The organism is Cytobacillus oceanisediminis 2691 (assembly GCF_000294775.2).
GTDB classification, from domain to species: domain Bacteria; phylum Bacillota; class Bacilli; order Bacillales; family Cytobacillaceae; genus Cytobacillus; species Cytobacillus pseudoceanisediminis.
In genome coordinates this window covers 2147490-2164998 of the sequence record NZ_CP015506.1, presented here as the reverse complement: position 1 = coordinate 2164998, position 17509 = coordinate 2147490, and the positions used below count along the sequence as shown (strand labels likewise).

At 39.7% G+C, this 17509-nt stretch carries 13 protein-coding genes, 1 pseudogene and 2 riboswitches; of the genes and pseudogenes, 2 read left to right on the top strand and 12 right to left on the bottom strand.

The annotated features are described in order from the left end of the window. Positions 1 to 107: riboswitch (SAM riboswitch) on the bottom strand. A gap of 73 nt (positions 108 to 180) precedes the next feature. From A361_RS11110 to A361_RS11090, 5 genes are all read right to left on the bottom strand, one after another. After that, a complete protein-coding gene (locus A361_RS11110; RefSeq protein ID WP_019381981.1) occupies positions 181 to 4641 on the bottom strand; it encodes a hypothetical protein in 4461 nt (1486 codons plus the stop codon). Further along, positions 4619 to 5368 carry a DUF6063 family protein gene (locus A361_RS11105; protein ID WP_157888533.1) on the bottom strand — a complete coding sequence of 250 codons (750 nt, stop codon included), beginning with the start codon at positions 5366 to 5368 and terminating at the stop codon, positions 4619 to 4621. Before A361_RS11105 ends, A361_RS11110 begins: the two co-directional genes overlap by 23 nt. Beyond that, positions 5365 to 6876 carry a hypothetical protein gene (locus A361_RS11100; protein WP_236888064.1) on the bottom strand — a complete coding sequence of 504 codons (1512 nt, stop codon included), beginning with the start codon at positions 6874 to 6876 and terminating at the stop codon, positions 5365 to 5367. Before A361_RS11100 ends, A361_RS11105 begins: the two co-directional genes overlap by 4 nt. Continuing rightward, positions 6867 to 7940 (bottom strand): Wadjet anti-phage system protein JetD domain-containing protein, encoded by a 1074-nt coding sequence (locus tag A361_RS11095; RefSeq protein WP_019381978.1) that lies wholly within the window; start codon positions 7938 to 7940, stop codon positions 6867 to 6869. The genes A361_RS11100 and A361_RS11095 overlap by 10 nt, the downstream gene beginning before the upstream one ends. Positions 7941 to 8783: 843 nt before the next feature. Beyond that, entirely contained in the window at positions 8784 to 9959 is a 1176-nt protein-coding gene (locus A361_RS11090) for a styrene monooxygenase/indole monooxygenase family protein (protein ID WP_019381977.1), read from the bottom strand. 702 nt (positions 9960 to 10661) lie between these two features. Here A361_RS11090 and A361_RS31450 point away from each other — a divergent pair. Beyond that, positions 10662 to 10848: pseudogene (locus A361_RS31450) on the top strand (toxin C-terminal domain-containing protein); the annotation flags it as partial. Between the two features lie 422 nt (positions 10849 to 11270). Here A361_RS31450 and A361_RS11075 read toward each other — a convergent pair. The 3 genes from A361_RS11075 to A361_RS11065 all read right to left on the bottom strand — a co-directional run bounded on the left by A361_RS11075 (position 11271) and on the right by A361_RS11065 (position 12889). Further along, positions 11271 to 11642, bottom strand: a complete 372-nt coding sequence (locus A361_RS11075) for a DUF5367 family protein (RefSeq protein WP_019381974.1) — start codon at positions 11640 to 11642, stop codon at positions 11271 to 11273. Between the two features lie 107 nt (positions 11643 to 11749). After that, positions 11750 to 12232, bottom strand: a complete 483-nt coding sequence (locus A361_RS11070; protein WP_019381973.1) for an AraC family transcriptional regulator — start codon at positions 12230 to 12232, stop codon at positions 11750 to 11752. A gap of 126 nt (positions 12233 to 12358) precedes the next feature. Continuing rightward, a complete protein-coding gene (locus A361_RS11065) occupies positions 12359 to 12889 on the bottom strand; it encodes a cell wall hydrolase (RefSeq protein WP_019381972.1) in 531 nt (176 codons plus the stop codon). A gap of 232 nt (positions 12890 to 13121) precedes the next feature. Between A361_RS11065 and A361_RS11060 the strand changes: the two genes are divergently transcribed. After that, complete coding sequence (locus A361_RS11060) at positions 13122 to 13625, top strand: GNAT family N-acetyltransferase (protein WP_019381971.1); 504 nt, start codon at positions 13122 to 13124, stop codon at positions 13623 to 13625. A gap of 87 nt (positions 13626 to 13712) precedes the next feature. Here A361_RS11060 and add read toward each other — a convergent pair whose 3' ends face one another. The 4 genes from add to A361_RS11040 all read right to left on the bottom strand — a co-directional run bounded on the left by add (position 13713) and on the right by A361_RS11040 (position 17427). Next, positions 13713 to 14714 (bottom strand): adenosine deaminase, encoded by a 1002-nt coding sequence (gene add, locus A361_RS11055; protein ID WP_009330532.1) that lies wholly within the window; start codon positions 14712 to 14714, stop codon positions 13713 to 13715. 54 nt (positions 14715 to 14768) lie between these two features. Further along, positions 14769 to 14868: riboswitch (purine riboswitch) on the bottom strand. Positions 14869 to 14913: 45 nt separating this feature from the next. Further along, on the bottom strand, positions 14914 to 15936 hold the full coding sequence (gene nadR, locus A361_RS11050) for a multifunctional transcriptional regulator/nicotinamide-nucleotide adenylyltransferase/ribosylnicotinamide kinase NadR (protein WP_009330534.1): 1023 nt from the start codon (positions 15934 to 15936) through the stop codon (positions 14914 to 14916). Next, positions 15937 to 16632: a nicotinamide riboside transporter PnuC gene (gene pnuC, locus A361_RS11045; RefSeq protein WP_009330535.1), complete on the bottom strand. Its 696-nt coding sequence runs from the start codon at positions 16630 to 16632 to the stop codon at positions 15937 to 15939. Between the two features lie 30 nt (positions 16633 to 16662). Beyond that, the gene (locus A361_RS11040) at positions 16663 to 17427 is read right to left on the bottom strand and encodes an NUDIX domain-containing protein (RefSeq protein ID WP_019381970.1); all 765 of its coding nucleotides are present in this window, start codon (positions 17425 to 17427) and stop codon (positions 16663 to 16665) included. Positions 17428 to 17509: the final 82 nt, after the last annotated feature.

Here is a 17509-nt window from a genome sequence, read left to right as displayed (position 1 = left end):
CTCTTATCTCCCAGAGCGTCAACTCTGTTGGAATTAGCACCTTCCTGACATAATCAGGGGTTGCTGAGGCTTCGCAGGGCCAGTCCCTCCACCTCTCTGGATAAGAATTTGTATAAAATATTATTTTCAACCAAGTATTGCATATTTTTTGCAAGATGGCAATACTTTAATTCCTTTAATCTAATGAACTGCTTCCTCTCCCTGATAAATTCGAAATGCCGGTACAATCGTATCCGACACAATCTCTTTCCCTTTTTCCCGGATGAAATCCAATTTATAGTACGCATCAAACCTCTGGCTGATCTCTGTTTTCACCAACTCAGGCGGAGTAACGACGATGAATTGAAACTTCAGCTTATCAGCTACAGCGAAAATCGGGTCAAGCACATGGGCAGAAGCCGCTTGTCCGAACGGATTATCACAGACTAACGGAACCCAGCTTTGATCAGTTTCACTCTTAACCGAAAGAAGCATCATCATCATGACCATGCGGGCAGATAACTTTTGGCCGCCGCTGCCATCCGATTTCGTCTTTGAACCCTGGTTGATCGTCTGCCAGGTTGAATAATGCTCACGCTGCGGTTTTCCATACATGAAGGCATTATCAGTACGCATATTATATACCAGCAGTTCCGGGTAACGATTCCTGAGGGAGACAAATAAAATCTGCTCATCACTGATGAGCTGTTTGATTTCCTGATCCAGCTCCAGATTATGGTCATCAATCATCTCGAATCGTTTCGTAATTTTGTTAATGGCCGAAACAAAATGCTGTTTCAGTAAAGGTTCAATATCTTCCGCTTTTTTAGGCAGGATGTCTTCTTTGAGCTGGACGAGCGGGAAAGACCCCCGTTCATTCTTCAGCTTCATTTTCGCAATCATCGAGCGAATCGCTTCCGAAATACTCATCACCTTCATACTCGCACGGCTTGCCCAGAAGTTTTGCGCCTTTTCTGCCCGTTCTTTATCGCGTTCCAGCTGCTCTAAGCCGCTCTGTGAGAAGCGCTTCATGTTTTGGACCACACTTTGAATATGTGCATAATGCCTCGTATCCATATGATCAAGCGTAGTTAAGACTTCATTCTTAAAGCGGATCTCCCAATCCTTGCCTTCAATATTGAGTTTTAAATTGCGCAGGGATTGTTCAATTTTTGCGTGCTTCTCCTGGCCTTCATCCTGGATACCCTGATGTTTTTCACTCCAGGAAATGATGCTTTGCTTTCCCTGGCTCTTTATTTTTTCAATATCTTCATCCGTAAAAGCTGCTGCTTCCTCTTTAAGGATTACAGATAGATGCAATTGATTGTTTTCAAACTCAGCAATGTTTTGCTCCGTCTCTTTTTTGCGCTCTTCCGTTTTCTTAATTTCTGCATTCGTCTGTTTGGTCTGGTCTGTAATCTCAACCGTCTTCACTTCCAGATCAAGTTCTTCCCATTCTTCAGGCTGTTTATCATGCTTGGCCACTTTTTTAACAGTCTTATCACGCTGCGCCTTCGCATGCTTTAAAGAAGTGTCAGCAACTGTTACAGCTGTTCCCTGCTCTCGCTCTTCTTTCTCTGCTGCCTTTGTTTCCTTTGCAGCTGTTTGAACCATCTTTTCCAAAATACTCATAGGTTCATCCGGTACAGACGCATCCTTCCACTCTTCGTTAAGAGCATGAAGTTTTTTCTCCAGCTTCTTTTGCTGTTTTTGCTCCGATTCTCTTGTCGCCTGGATCGCCAGCAATTCACTGGCTTGTTCTTCTTTTGATTTTTGCAGCTGTTTAAGCTCCTCAATGCTTCCAATGATTTCTTCCAGCATATGCGATGATAATCGCGGAACCTCTTCAGAAGCTTCTGCTTTCTCAGCGGCTGGAAAAACCGCACCATCAATAAAGAAGCTAATCTCCTTAATATTTTGCTCAGCTGATAGCTTCCATTCCAAGTACGTTTGGCTCCACTTTTCCTGCAGATCAATGATGGTCTGATGCTCGTTTGCAAGCTCTTTCTGTACACTTTCGAAAGCTTCCTTTTGTTTCTCTTTTTCCTGCTTTACCCGTTTATTTTCAAGGTGCAGCGACTTTTCACGATTAAAGCTTTCCAGAGACTCCACATCTTTAGATAGATTTTCAATCTTTTCCTTCGTCTTTTCAAGCTGATCTCTAAGTCCCAGCTGCCGTTCTTTTTCTTTTTCCTCCTGAACGATGATGGCCTGTAATTCGTTTTTCTTGGAAAGCAGGGCTTCTTTTTCCTGAAGCAGCGCTCTTTCAATATCACCCGCAAGGTCATTGGAAAGGAAACGGTCGATTTCTTTTAAAATGCGGCGGAGAGAACTCTCTGTTTGTTCCATTTCTAGAAGTGCATCTTTTTTTTCTTCTATTTCTTTGGCAATCTTAATTTTCCAGTTCGTGAACTGATTTTTATCTGTCAGAAGTTCCTTCTCCGTACCGGTGATCATCACAAACGTATTTTGCTGATTTTCGCCCGCCATTTCTTCCCTCATAAAAATCGGGACAGGGCTCTTAAACATTCTTCCTGCAAGGACCTGTTTATTCACTTTTTCCCATTGCGGCCTGCTGACCACTAAGCCGTAGGGCAGGAGCGGATGAGTGAGCATGTAGCTAGCCATTTCATCCGGTTTTAAAGATTGCAGAAATTGTGAGCCGTAGAACACATCTATCCCTGTTTTCTCATCAATCCATTCCTTCAGTTCCTTCACATCATTATTCGCAATCCAGAAATGCTCATCATTCAAAGCAAAATCCAGCTGCGTTTCCCAGAGCGCTTTCTTTATTTCTTCCCCTTGCTCACGATTTTGAACGAGGAGCTCTTCCACCTGCTGGGCATATTTGGATAAAAGAGCATTCGTGAACTGCGCTGAGACATCGTCAAGCACAACTTGTAGCTTATCGTACAGCTTCGCTTCTTTTCGATGCATCTCTTCACTTTTCATCTTTAACTCTTTACACTTCTCTTCAGAAAACTGAATGGATTGAGCAAGCGTACCATGCGCAGATGCTAGCTGATTTTGCTTTTCATTTGATTGTTTCTCTTTTGCCTGTAAATCTTCGACAGCCTCTTTTTTGGTTTCTATCTGCTTGTTAAGATTTTCGATAAATCCCTGTAAATCATAGGTTAAGCGATCACCGAATTCTTTGATAAGTTGTTCTTCTTTTGATTCAAATTCATGAATTTTAGTATAAAGAAAATCAATTTCCGTACGAAGCTGGGCAATCTCCCGGGTCTTTTGTTTATCCTGCTTTGACAGTTCGTTTGTTTTCTTCTTTAAAAACTTCTGATATCCGGAATAATGCTGAACGGCTTCCCTAATAGCTGCGGCGGATTTTTCCCAATGCTGTGCCGCTTCTTTTTTGATTTCATCCATTCTTTGATTCACTTGCTCCAGGCCGCTGTTTTGCTCAAGCTTCACAATCTGCTGGGAAAGAGCGCGGATGCTCTGTTCCCCTTCATGCCATTCTTTCAATAAAAGGTGAAAAGCCAGCTCATCTTTTCGCTCCTGCTTTTCTTTCACCGTTTCCTGCAGGATCGTATGCTTCTTCTGTTCTTCCCCTAGTTTCTTCTCCCAATCCAGCACTTCCCGGTGAGCTTTTGCATACTCAAGGTTATCTTTCTGAAAGCGCAGTTCCACTTGCTTGCCCGTTAATTTTTCGATTTCCTTTTCCAGCTCAATGAGTGTTTCTTCTTCCGTTTTCTTCAAATGCTCCAAAGCACCAAGCAGCTGTCTCCCGACCTTAATGCTGTCTTCAACAATTTCTTTATGCTTGATGCCCTTTGCCAGACTCTCTTCAAATGGAATAATATCTTCCAGGAACTCTTTATGAGCCTGCTCTCTTTTGAGCAAAACAGGCAGGTCCTTTGCAATACTTGCCTGACTCTTAAAAATCTCCACCAGATCGTTCTTCTGATGCTCCGTTCGGTGCAGGATCTGACTGACTGTAGGAATAATCCGCTTTTGGAACAGGGAATGATCATCCTCAGCGCCTTCAAAAAACTTTCCAACGCCGCCTTCATCCTTGTTAATGTCTTTCATAATATCCCAGTCTTTGCGGTTAATGCCGTATGTATCAAGGATGCGGTAGTGCTTCTTTGTATCGCGGTAGACATCATAGCCATTCCATTTTAAATAATCCTTCAGGCCTTCCGTATCAGCCAGTTCACCATCTTCATAGAGCGGAATATGTTCAAGGGATGCTTCTTCTTTCCGTTCAAACTCCCTTGTATAAAACGTAATATTCGGGACAATTTTTGCTTCCTGTTCAAGTGTTTTGGCTTCTCCGCCTTCTTCGTTCATGGAAATCCGCTGTTCTGCTGAAAACATTCCGCCCGTCACCAAATGCCTGCAATCAGCCCCGTCGAGCTCCCATTGCATAAGAACATGAAAGGTATAAGGAATGAATTGCTCTTTATTATTAAAAAAGAATTGCTGATAATAGCGATTATTCTGCTTTCCCCAAGAAGTTCCTGGCTTAAGAATCTGGAAAATGGTCTGCAGGAAAACCCCTTTCCCTCCTCCATTCATCATGGAAATAAGGCCATTTGTGGAGGTCTCTTCATTATGGAAGTTAAATGTTGTATCCTTGTATTGCTTTTGCATGCCATCATATTTCAGGCCGGCAATTCTAATTCGATGGATTTTCGGCATGCTGATCCTCCTCTGTCGTTATTAATTCCTTGAACATTTCATAACGGTCATAATCATGATACAAATATTCAATCCGCTCAAATAATTCCTGTTTCGGAATCGCCTTTGGAATATCCTCCCGATCGAGAATGACGATAAGTCCTTCTGTCTCCAAAAGACGCATACTGCTTGCAATCAAACCGATACGCGTCCGGCGATTGGCTTTCTTAGATCCATAATCATCGGTGTCGACCTCCATGTATTTCCATGTTGTCACAACATCCTTCATATCAATTTTTTCCTCTTCTCCAAAATCCTGCTTTACCTTAAGTATGCTATCCCAATTCATGATGACATCATTGACTTGCCGTTCCAGGGTATAGAAGCTAATCCCTTCACGCTTCGTACGGATTTTAGCCGCCTGGCTGCGGTCGATGCTTGCCAGGAATGCCATAATGACTACGCTCATCAGGTGAAAATGTTTCTTCGTTTCAACCTGCTTATGCCTATCCTTCATATGAGTAAAATTTGTAGCAAAAACAGAGCCGGTCGGCTGCACGACGAGCTGAATCCGTTTTGGCGATTCAATGATAAAGGTGCCGGATTCGTCTGCCAATAAAAGTACCGTCTGTCTTACATCAGGATCGAAATACGCCTGAAAGTGCTCGCTGTTTTCGTCGATGACTTTGTCTTTTAAAAGCGTAAAATAAATTGCTGATGCTTTCTTGATACTATCTGCACTCATCATTTCTCCTCCTGTACACAAATTTTAAACGGAGTGATTTTCATTTTATACCAGAGGAAGGGTTCAGCCCGATGATCAAATTCGGTATAAATTTTCAAGCCTTCAAACACCTGGAATTGCGGGTATTCCTGCATCAGTTTAAAGAGGAGAATCTCCCGTTCATCACTTAATGACTCTTCTTTCCGATGCAGCACCTGAACCTTCAGCGGTTTTTTATCAAACATCATCCATAAATCAATCGTTTCCGATTCTTCAAACCATAAATCCTGGACTTCGAGCGGCAATGTCGTTAAATCAGCCAAGGAAAACTCTCCGTATGTCTGCAAATATTGAAACACATAGCTCCAGGCCTTGATGACAGAATCCCAGTTCGTTACCCTCTGATGGATAATGCTTTCCTCTTGCGCTTCTTCCTCCATTACCTCTGTCAGCTGCTTTTCATCAAATTCCTGCTCTCCCCAAATCCAGTCCAAAGGTAAGATAAATTCATTCCTTGGCGAAAATAAAGGACCTAATACTTTTTCAACTCTATCGAATGAAGAAAACCCTTCTTTCATGAACCAGTTCTCATAAATATGTTCCCTGAATGAAACAAGGCTCGTTTCCCAAAACAGGGATGGGTTTTCCGCTTTCAGCTTCATTTCATAAGAGATATTTTGAATCACAAGCTTTGCGAAACGGTCATGCAGCTGCCTTGTATGGCCGATCTTTTCCTGGAGAAGGATCAATTCTTTTTGAATAAGATCATCTTCCTCATTTCTTCGTTTCGTTTTCTCAATCATGCTGCTGATGGTGCGGAAGTGATTCTTCTCTTCTTCGAACTGCTTTTCAATTTCCGCACGGTTATCAGCCCTTTGCATTTCTTCTTCCATCAATAAGATTTTGGGATTATTGATCATTTCTTTTTGAAAGGAAAATTCTTTTGCCATTAAGCGGTTAACCCGTGAAATGAGGTGATCGAGGTTTCGAGTAGCTTTGCGGAAATTACCGTTTTTTATCAGCTGCATACTATAAAGCTGTTCAATGGTGATCGAGAATTCCTCTGCCATTTCCCTGCTCATGAAAATCATCTCCTGTGAGACATCGGTGAGCTTGTAGACAATGGATCCGCCTATCTCCAGGTTCGTATATAATTCATCCATCGTCACATAGCGGAAAACCTGAGTCTCCCATGATTGCCTGATTTCATCGTAATATAGGGCTTCAAAAGGTCTGCTGTACTCTTCTTTCCCCTGATACAGAAGCCCGCTTGTGATCCGTTCAACCTGCTTCTCATCGGCCAAAAGCTTCATTTGCTTAATTGAATCTTCGACCATATACTTAATATCCGATTTTCTCCGATGATCATCATCATTCAATTCCCGATAAAAAATGGTAAGGAGCACCTGCATCAGAATCGTTTGGATATGAGGCTTCAGCTCTCCGACTTCCATTCCTCTCCCAAGTTCAAACAGCGGGTTCAATCGCTGCATCCGCTGGGCGAATCCTTCCCATGATTCGTTCACATCCATCTCCTCCATGTTTCAATTGTTAAGACTTCCTGAGGAATCCGTTTTTTTTCCTGCCATAATTGCATTAAGAGTTCCTGCTCTTCTTTCGTAAACCACCTGAAGAACGCATCTCGGTATTTAAGATTTTGAAGCTGGCCAGATTTCTGTTCATTTCTTTGATCCAGACATTCAAGCATTTTACGATAAATCTTTAATGCAGGCTGAATGCAGCAATCCGGGTATTTTTCAATCAGCCGGGTCATGATCCCGTATCCTGCCGCATCAAGATCTCCTGCATAGTAGAAGAGATACGATTTAGCCGGAAAAATTTTAAAGAAAAACGAAAAGCTCCGTTCAATTTTAGTGCCTTCCCCATAAATGATGAGTTCCGGCTCATAATCAAGCAGATCACTTTCCAATAATTGAATGGAAGTATGAAAGAATGATAGTTTCTCGACAATCAGCACTCTCTGAATATCTTTGATTTCTTTTCCCTGCTTCATCCAAAATACAAAAGGCTCCCCGTATTTCACTACTTTCAGCTGCTCTTCAGATACGCCAATTCGGGCTAAAAAGCCTTTTCCATCAGGAAAACTGACCCCGTCATGCAGGAATTCTTCATGGCCGAACAGCTCCAGGCTTCGTTCTTCTAGTGAAACGACTTCCCGTTCACCGCTGGATTGGAGAAAACCATATAAACTCTGAATACGGCTCCATTCCTCTTTCGTCTGCCATTCCGGGTGCCTTTCATAAAATGAAAAATCAAACAGATCACTCAGCTTCATCATCCCGAGCCGGTCCCATTTGTCGGCTTGAGCCTTCACATTAACCCAGTAATATAAAGGCAAAGACGGTGTTTTCCCATTGTGTTGATTATTATGTATAGGAGTCAGCTGCCCTTCATCTTGCAATGATTGAATGGCTTCATAAAACAGCGAATAACCATCCATTTCGTAATAATCATCCAGCAATTTTCGCAGCTGAAATTCTAAATCGTTTATGTTTAACTTCTTCTTTTGCTTCGGGTGCTGAATATCTTCAATGAAACTTCTCACCCTTGTTTCGATGATGTTGATTTTTTTCACCTTCTTAAACATCTTGGGGTCAGTAGAGACCACTATTATCCATGAGGACATCATTTTTATTATAAACTAGTTGAGGAATTGATGGTAATTGGATTTTAAAATGGATGGTAGTAAATAGGTGCTTGCCCCACACTTGTTAACGTATAAATTAACAGAGGGCATGCACCTTTTTTTGTAATCCTATTGAGATTGGAAGAGGCGAAGAGGACAACTTATAAAGATGAAAAAGTCTTTAGCACATTTTACTAAAGTTTGAAATAGTGTCTTTATGAATACTATTTTATCGTAAAAAACAATTTTTACGAAATGTAGTTTCACTCATCAGACCATACTAGGTCCAGCATACAAAGTTGATTGTTTTATAGGTTTATTAATATTATATTTCGTTAGAAATCCCTGAACTTGTTGAAAAAACCATTTTGGAGCATTTGGGTGTATGTAATTTCATCAATTAACCGATTTAGATCCACATATAATCCGGCACCCTCTTCTTTGATAGATTCATATATCGCCAAATCGAAGAATTTCCACCACTCACGCTGTTTTCTACTGAAGATGGTAGTTATGCAAGGACATCAAGGGTTGTTCGTAGGGTTTTAAATATTTTATAGTCATAAAAAGTATGGCTATCAATCCGTTCCTATGTCGGTAATTATAAGGGAGATCTAAGGAAGTGTCCGTTTCCAACAGTTGGATATAGATATTTAATATACCTTTTTTTCCTTCATGTATTAAACCAGCTATTTATAATAGCCTGGTTCTTTCTTCATTTTGGGATTATTAGTAGAAATGGGAGCTGCCATATCCTCAAAAAGAAATTAGGTTTTTTATTTTGTTCTGTTCTTAATGTAGTGGTTGGAAAAAAGCTTCATAAGCTTTTCGTGGATTTGCAAACCATTCTGCAACTTCATCTGCGAACTTTTGATTTTCTGCGCCCGATAACAGGGTTTGAACAACATGCTCAGGCAGTACCTGAGTCATTGCATTTGTCCATGCTGTTACTTCTTTTACAAATGTTTTTGTACGATTCCAATATGTCTCTCCAAGTTGGATGTCCCATTTTGAATTTCTATATTGAATCAAGGTCTCATACAATTGTTCAGCACAATGGGAAGAAAGATTACAGCCTTGGCCAGTAATCGGATCATTAAGAAAAACACTATCTCCACAACCAACTATTAGTTTGTTTTTAAACGTTACGTAAGGTTTTCTAATTACAGGCTTAATGGCAACCTTAAGGAAGGCATTTTCATCGGAAAGAGCAAAGATATCTTGTTCGATACGTTCATGGATATCTTGGAAATATTTTTTTGTTACATTTTTCATTTGATTTGTAAATTCTTTTTCGTGCTTAATTTCTTTAAATACATCTAACTCTCTGTCTGGAATTGCCATAATGAACAATATAGTAACAGGCCCGTGTTCTGTGATTGCAGGAATCTCAAACATTTCACCTATTTCAGGCAGAACTGTTACGCTTATACCAAGAGGATGAACTGGCTTCACCCCCAAAAAATAACCAACGATGCATTTTCGTTGAGGCACTTGGAAGGGAGAAAACTCCTTTTCAATAGGAAATGAAAAGAGAGGGCCCGATTTTCCAGTACAATCAATTATTAAATCAAACTCATCTACCAAACTTTCTACCCGTTCTTTATTTACTCTTAAAAGTCGAAAAGAGACACCCTTGTTTTCAAGATCCTTCAAACAGTGTGAAAAGTAGAAACGCTGGTCAACAGATAATGCTGGCTCTTTTAGCTTTCCAACAAATAGTTTTTGTTTACCAATTGTCATATGGATACTTTTGAGAAGAGTTTTATCTTCCCACTTTGGCATTTTAAAGCGATTTTCACGGGTTCTTGTTGAACCAAAGTGTACTTGGGTAGATAAAATTCGTCCATTTCGGATCTTATCCGAAGAGTTTGAGTGAATAACAGTCACATCAAATTCTTCTCTAAGAGAATAAGCCAGCTGTAAACCTGCTGTGCCACTGCCTATAATACATATTTTCTTTCTCAAGATTCTCTCCCCTTTGTTATTTGGTAGCCGTAAAGATAGTATAATAACATTGTTAATTTTCTGACTTTTATAGTCTAAATAAAACACAGAGTGATGTAAATGCGACGATTTATTTAATTTCTATATTTATGATGTCTAAGTCAACGATCGCTTTTTCCGCAATCTGGCCCGATTGCAGAATAAAAAATTCCTGTATATCAATACAGGAATTTTAACCAAACTTTTTTATAGATTATCGAACTTTATTTTAATTCAACAGCTGATCAAAAGATTAGCTTAAATGGTATTTATGCCACTATCAGTTCTGTAAACGATGGCTGCCTGTATTTTATTTCTTCAAGTCCTAATAAGAACAGTATATTTTGTTTGATTATATTTAGTGTGGACATTGATTCAGGAACATTGATCCGCTCGCCATTTGAAAGATTTATTTTGTTACCCCCTTCCCTCTTTCTTGCATTAAGAACGCTTGTGGAGTCTGCAAAGAATAGATTAAACTCCAGGAGCATTTCGTCTGCTAAGCCTAATCCATGAAAACAAACACTAGGGAGTCTCTTCGTGACTTATCGAGTTTATCCCTAACATGTTTGCTTCTTTGGAAAGGTACACAACAGCCTATTCCTAGCTTTTATCGCTAAACAGATATTAAAGGCTGCAATAAATATGGAAAAACAACTTTAAACCAAACTTCTTAAAGATGATGAATCTGTTGCAAAAGAATTAGTTTATTCTGAAGTAAAAGGTCAATACTCACACGGAGCTAAGATTTATTTAAGGGGAAATGGTATTTAGGAGTAAAGATGCTCATATAGGGGGAGCGTGGAAGGACGCAACCACAACCAAAAACCCCGGAAGTAAAAAGACTAGGTCAGGCACCTATGATATTGAAAAGTTGCTGCGTATTTTGCAGAAAAAGCATATGAAAAGGCAAAGAAAGATGGTTCTAGACATCAAATCACTCAACGCAGTCGACATCAACTAAATCCTCCTTAGATAAAACAGGGAAGCCATTATCATCTAAAGATTTAAAAGATAGTAAAGGTGTAAAGCAGCGAAGATATTATGATAAAAATGGAAAAGCGGACTTAGATATTGATTAACGTCATGCCGGAAATTTTAAATTCAAAATATCTAATTTTAAAAATTAAATTTAGTATTTTTTTGCTAACAAAAAACGCGGAGCCTATGCTGTCCGCGCTTTTTTAAAACAAACGTATGTGATTACCGTTCTTCATAATATCATGAGAAAAGATCAATGATTTGTAACTAAAAAGATCTCCAAATTTTAGCCCCTTTTTATCACCTCACATATCATTTGTTATTATTTTTTATTGAAAATCCAGTTATTAATATCAGACTGTACGCCCAAAGCAGCCAGGAAGCGAATAAAGGAAGAGAATCATTAGTTAAATTCGGAAACACTTTTGCAAAATAAATAATGCTTAATATATCCAGCAGCATTCCTGGGAGAGCAATTTGCACAGCTGCCTTTAAACGTTCTGTTTCTGGAATTTCCCTAAAATAATAGTAAGGATAGGTTGCAATTATAATCAAAGGAATCGCCAGAATAAAAATCGAGAGGACTAAAAATACCTGTCCAGGAATTAAAAAAGTTTGTCCAAATAAACGGAATAATATAGTTGCTGACATCCATAATAAAAAGCCCCATGCAAAGTTAATCATAAAATACACCTCCTGCAAAGATGTGCTTTAATATCCGCTGGAAATCATTTACCTCCTGCTAATAATTGGTGAATTTTATGTGAAGATTCTTCAGGTCGTACCCTGCATCAGGAAATTCTTTTTCTGACTGGTACATATAAATCAACCTTACATTTCCCCTCTTCATCTTCAGCGGGACTATTCAAATTAAACTCAAGGTTGTACCGATCGTAATCCGGTTCATATTCGCTATTGGGCAGCCATTCCCCAAACATGTATTGGTAGGCGCCATTTAATTTATCAGGGATATCATAGAAACGATACAGAGCATAATCTCCGCCAGGCAGCTTTCTAAATTTCACTTCTTGATGTTTTTCTTTATCAAAACCATCGGGAATGGTAACACAGGCATCGTGGCGGCAATCCTTGCTTTCCACCAGTTCAGGATTATCCAATGAAATGCCGATAAAAGATTGCTTCGGCGGCCTCAGCCCATTGGTGTTTGCCCAGCTAATCAAATCTCCCCAATGATCCTGCAGTTCAAAATAACTTCCGGTACGCCTGATAAACGCAACTTCAGTTTGTGGTAATTCCATTACAATGATATTCATTTTCACATCTCCTTCATGGAAGTATTTACCTCAAAAAAAATTCGCTGCCTTTCTTAAATTTCCTCCTCACTTTGATTTTTTATTGCCAATAAAAAAAGCGCGCAGCTTTTATGACTGTACGCGCTTTTATATAGCAAAAGCATGATTGCCGATTTTTTTCACAACTTCACGTGAAAAGATCCACTGGCTTGTAGCTGTTTCAGGGTTATAAAAATATAGGAGCTCTTCGTTTTGCTCCTTATCAACAAGAGCTGTCTCAACGGCCTGAACTGCTTCATTACTTGCCGGCTCATTGATGGAACCATTTTGAACAGGTTCAAAAGCATTCTTTTGATAAATAACATCCTTGACTGTATCCGGGAATTGTTCATGCTCGACACGATTCAGCACTACGTCAGCAACCGCAACTTTCCCTTCAAACGGCTCCCCTTTTGCTTCAGCCTGTACAAGTCGGGCAAGCAGTTTTTTTTCTTCCTCTTTGATGAAGCGATGATCCGTTAATGATGACTCCTTCGCATCAACCTCTACTTTTTTATATGTCAGTGTTTCTGCGGCTTTTTGACCCACTGTCTCAGCATCGAAATGATCAGCAGGAAACACGCTATATGAACCCATAATGAGTGAAATGGCAGCAACAAACGTTACTAAATTTTTCATTTGTAAACCTCCTGTTTGTAGTTTTTAGGCAAAAACAGGCCACTTACAAGGCTAACAGGTTTACAGGGATAACTCATTAGTGAATCTATGGGAGAATTACCAATCTAGAAAATGGAATTTTTAATTTGCTCATGTAATAACTTAACTTATAATTTGTTATAGCATGACTGAAAAAAATAATTTTACGAATCAGTTAAACAGGTATAAAGAATTGAAAGAGGTGTTACTTTAATTGAAAGTACTTGAAACAGATCGATTAATTCTTCGCTGGTTAACACCAGATGATGCAGCCTTTATTCTTGAACTTTTAAATGAGCCTTCATGGATTCGTTTTATTGGAGATAAAGGTGTACGTACCCTCGAGGATGCTAAGAATTATATTGTTTCCGGCCCCATGAAAATGTACTCCCAGATGGGCTTTGGCCTTTTTATGGTTGAACGAAAGGAAGGAAGCATTCCTATTGGAATGTGCGGATTGATAAAACGGGATACTTTAGATAATGTTGATATTGGCTTTGCTTTTTTATCAACATATCAAACGCAAGGTTATGGGTTCGAGTCAGCTTCTGCTACATTGAAATATGGTCATGAGGAGCAGGATCTGAAACGGATCCTTGCCATCACTTCCTTGGAAAATCAGGCTTCCTCCGGGCTGCTTGAAAAAATCGGGATGAAATATGAAGGAACGATTATTTTGGATAAGGAAAAGCTTAAATTGTTTGCATCCGAAAAATAAGTTCTTGGAGTATTTTTTCTATCCTTTAAAAAAGGTGTCTCCCCCACTCATTAAAAATTATGCAGGGGCAGACACCTTCTTTCAAACTTAAATATCCATTAAATTTCCCATCAGTTTTTCCTTTGTCGCTTCATCCGCAAAAGAAGCTTCCACACTATTCATATATATTTGTTTATAATCCTCAGCACTCATAGCAAATTCATTTGAGACTATATCACATTCCTTTGTCATTGTTGTATCTGATACCGTTCTGTTGTCCGTATTAACTGTTACTTTTATGCCATCCTTATGGAAGTCGTAAATGGGATGATCGCTGAATTGGTTAACAGCTTTGGTTTGAACATTACTGGTTGGGCATAGCTCTAGCACCACTTGTTTTTCCTTCACAATTTGGTACGCCTCTTCACAGTCTTTAATAAATACACCGTGTCCAATTCTTTCAGCTCCCAGCCATTCAACGGCCTCCAGCACATTTTTACCGATTCCCGTTTCACCGGCGTGGATGGTAACTTTGTATCCATATTCTCTGGCCAGTGCGATCGGTTCAATGAATTTTCCGCAGAAGCCTTCCTCCTCGGATGCACATAAATCGATTGCGACAACCCCTTTTCCGAGGAATGCCTTTCCCTTTTCGACGACCTCAAATGCACTTTCCACACTCATCGTTCGCATACATGACAAAATGATATTTCCTTTAATATCAAATTCTTCTTCTGCTTCTCTCATCCCTTCAATCACACTTTGGATGATTTCTTCTACGGTTAATCCCTTTCGCGTATGAAGTAATGGGGCAAAGCGGACCTCCATGTATTTCACATTTTCCTTTGCTGCATCTTCAAAGAGCTCAAAGGAAATTCTTTTTAAATTTTCCTTTGACTGCATGACTAAGTTTGGAATGGAGAATCTTTTTAAATATTCATCCAGGGAATCGCAATCCAACGGGGCAATTAGTTCTTCTTTGATTTTTTCTTTATCAAAGGAAGGCAGGCTAATGCCTTCTCTTTTGGCGATATCTATGATGGTTTCTGGTCTGACACTCCCGTCCAAATGGCAGTGAAGTTCAATTTTAGGCAAAATAGTAAAATTCATAGCTGGACCTCCTAGATTTTTTACAAAAAAAAATTCCTGATTACGAAGAAAATACAGCACATGTATCTTCTTCGTAATCAGGAATTATTGGTTCCTGGTAGAGACCTCCAAACCATATTATTGGAGTTATACGAATGAAAGTATTTCATTAGGTTTTTTTAAAGGTTAAATAATATTAGCTTTTTTGTCAATCACTTTTTTAAAGCTTTAGCAGCTCTTCAATATGCCCTATTGCACTATGAAGCCGTTCCTTATAATCTCCGCTCAGGGTTTTGTAATCAATCTTATGATTGTTCAGCAGTGTTTTTAGAGCATCGTTGTTTTGGAGCCTTATATCGTGCTCTCCATGAACACGAAGTCCATCGTCCACCCATTTCACATCAGGTTCAAGGTATAGCCAAAGGTCATAATCCTGCAGGCTCGCTATTTCATCCAGCACTGTTTGATGCTCATTGTTGTATAGATTTGAGTAAAATTGAGTCACGATTGCCTCTGTGTCGATAAAAACAATCCTATTCGCTTTTTCAATCGCCTTCATTTCTTCAAGCTTATGGCCGTAAGCGATTTTGTGGTAATCTTCCTTCACTATGATACCTTCGCAGCCGCCTAGTTCTTCACATACAATTCGGCCATATTCCTCAACATAGGAAGTATTATAAACTTTAGCAAGATTTCTTGTCAGGGTAGATTTCCCGCAGCTTTCGGTTCCTACCAAAACAACCTTTTTAACGAAATAAGGTTTAACAAAGTCAGGAATGTACTCCCAATGATGAAAGACGCCTTCATTACGGATCGCTGTTGCTGATATATTCACATGTCCCCGATTCGGATCAATCAATTCGTGTTTCGCCTCAGGATAAAGTTCATTAAAGATATCGCTATATTCATACTCTGAACTAAAGACATAATCAATGTGCTTTCCAATTGCCTTTTTTATATTCCCGGCACCTTCAGCCCAGTTGTAATCTTCATTCCCCTGATCGTCTTGAATGGAAATGACCTTAACATGCGTCATATCTTTTGTTAATTGACTGAGCCACCGCAAACGGATCTGAGGCGGAATATAATCCATTTTAGAACGCTGGCACAATTGCCTGTCACGCAGTTCGCTATGGGACAGTACAACGTACAGTTCGTCAACGATGGATGAGGCCTGCACGATGGCATAGACGTGGCCAAGATGCAGGGGGAGAAACTTGCCTCCAATAAACCCAACTGTCATTTAAACCGCCTCCTTATTCTGTTTCACATATAATTTCCGCCAGTTGATATAACCATAAATGCTGTTGAACAGGAAAGCAGTCCACATGACTAGCATCGAAAAGTCATTGCCTCCCTGTGAGATGAGAGCACTTGCCCAAAGAATAATGGATAATACATTAACGGAAATCCACAGGAGCCATTGCTCCGCAAATCTCTTCAGCATCAGTATCTGCGCAGTTATTGAAAGGACGTTTGTAGCTGAATCCGTCCAGACAAAATTGCCCTCTAAATATCTAAGGAAATACCCATATCCAATTGTAAGGACGACAATGGATACTAATGTATAGAGCCAGCCCTTTGTTGTCAGACTATTAACCTTCACATCTTCCCCTTTAACATCCCGATTTGTTTTATGCTGTCTCCACAGATAAATCCCGATAAATTGCACCGGAAAATAAAACAGGGCATTGAGCATGGCTTCTCCATAAAGACCATAACCGTAAGCAATATAAGCATAAGTTAAGGTCTGCACGATACCAAAGTAATAGTTTGCAATCTTCCCCTTCGCCACCAGAACCACACATAACATCCCGCTTATGGATGATATGAGGCCTAGAAGTGAATCTGACCAGGCAAAGAAAAGATAAATGTTAACCAGCGTAAAAGTGATCAGCCATATAATTTCAAACCGCGTCCAGTTCTTAAAAATCCCCATGTGAATCTCTCCCCTTATATGATTTGCTTTTCACCCTTGCAGCTTATTTCTATACACGGACACAATCGGCTGGAAGTCATTAAATCGATAAAGCTGAGCCGGCGTCTTGGAATATCGGTTCGATTTCTTAGGCTTCCCGTCTTCAGATACCGCTTCAATAAAAGGAAGTGTCGGTGCTTTTCTGAAAAAGGCAGCATCAGTCGAGATCGAAGGATCATCCAAAACTGTCAATAAGACGCCCTGAAGTTCAGAAAGCACAAATTCCTCCGGAAGAAAATGCTTAGCAAGTGTTGTGAGTGCCATATCTTTTTTAATAAACCAAAGTGCATCATCCATAATGGTCCGATGATCGAATGCAAGATCAAGTTCAAGTGCCTCTTCAAGAGTAAACAGCCCAATTTCAGAAGCATCATAAGTCTTTTTCCGGCTCCTTAATGCCGCTTCATTTGCAATGACATAATGTGCATTAGACATAATCCATCCCCGCAGATCCCGGCCAGGAGAATCATAGACACCAAAATGCTTTATTTTCAGCCCTTCCACTCCGGTTTCCTCGGCTAACCTTCGCTCTGCTGCCTGAAACGCTGTCTCATTGGGACGTACAAATCCTCCCGGGAGTGCCCACTTTCCTGCTTCCATATTTGGATTTCCATCATGGTCCAGCTCGCTTCTTTTAATCAGCATGATTTTCAATTCTTTTTTTGGAGGTTTATATTCTCCCGAGAGCTTAGATGTAATTGTAAAAACCGCTATATCACTTGTATAACCGTCTGGGGTAATATATTTATTCTTCAATTTTGTTCACCTCATTTTTAATTAACATTTTGTTAATTGTTAATTAAAATATATTCCATAATTTGCTGTTAGTCAAGATAAT

What these genes read in the sequence shown, in the direction of transcription:
- A361_RS11110 (WP_019381981.1), bottom strand. Translation starts at nt 4,641, where the DNA reads ATGCCGAAAATCCATCGAATTAGAATTGCCGGCCTGAAATATGATGGC.
- A361_RS11105 (WP_157888533.1), bottom strand. Translation starts at nt 5,368, where the DNA reads ATGATGAGTGCAGATAGTATCAAGAAAGCATCAGCAATTTATTTTACG.
- A361_RS11100 (WP_236888064.1), bottom strand. Translation starts at nt 6,876, where the DNA reads ATGGATGTGAACGAATCATGGGAAGGATTCGCCCAGCGGATGCAGCGA.
- A361_RS11075 (WP_019381974.1), bottom strand. Translation starts at nt 11,642, where the DNA reads ATGATTAACTTTGCATGGGGCTTTTTATTATGGATGTCAGCAACTATA.
- A361_RS11070 (WP_019381973.1), bottom strand. Translation starts at nt 12,232, where the DNA reads ATGAATATCATTGTAATGGAATTACCACAAACTGAAGTTGCGTTTATC.
- A361_RS11065 (WP_019381972.1), bottom strand. Translation starts at nt 12,889, where the DNA reads ATGAAAAATTTAGTAACGTTTGTTGCTGCCATTTCACTCATTATGGGT.
- add (WP_009330532.1), bottom strand. Translation starts at nt 14,714, where the DNA reads ATGAATTTTACTATTTTGCCTAAAATTGAACTTCACTGCCATTTGGAC.
- nadR (WP_009330534.1), bottom strand. Translation starts at nt 15,936, where the DNA reads ATGACAGTTGGGTTTATTGGAGGCAAGTTTCTCCCCCTGCATCTTGGC.
- pnuC (WP_009330535.1), bottom strand. Translation starts at nt 16,632, where the DNA reads ATGGGGATTTTTAAGAACTGGACGCGGTTTGAAATTATATGGCTGATC.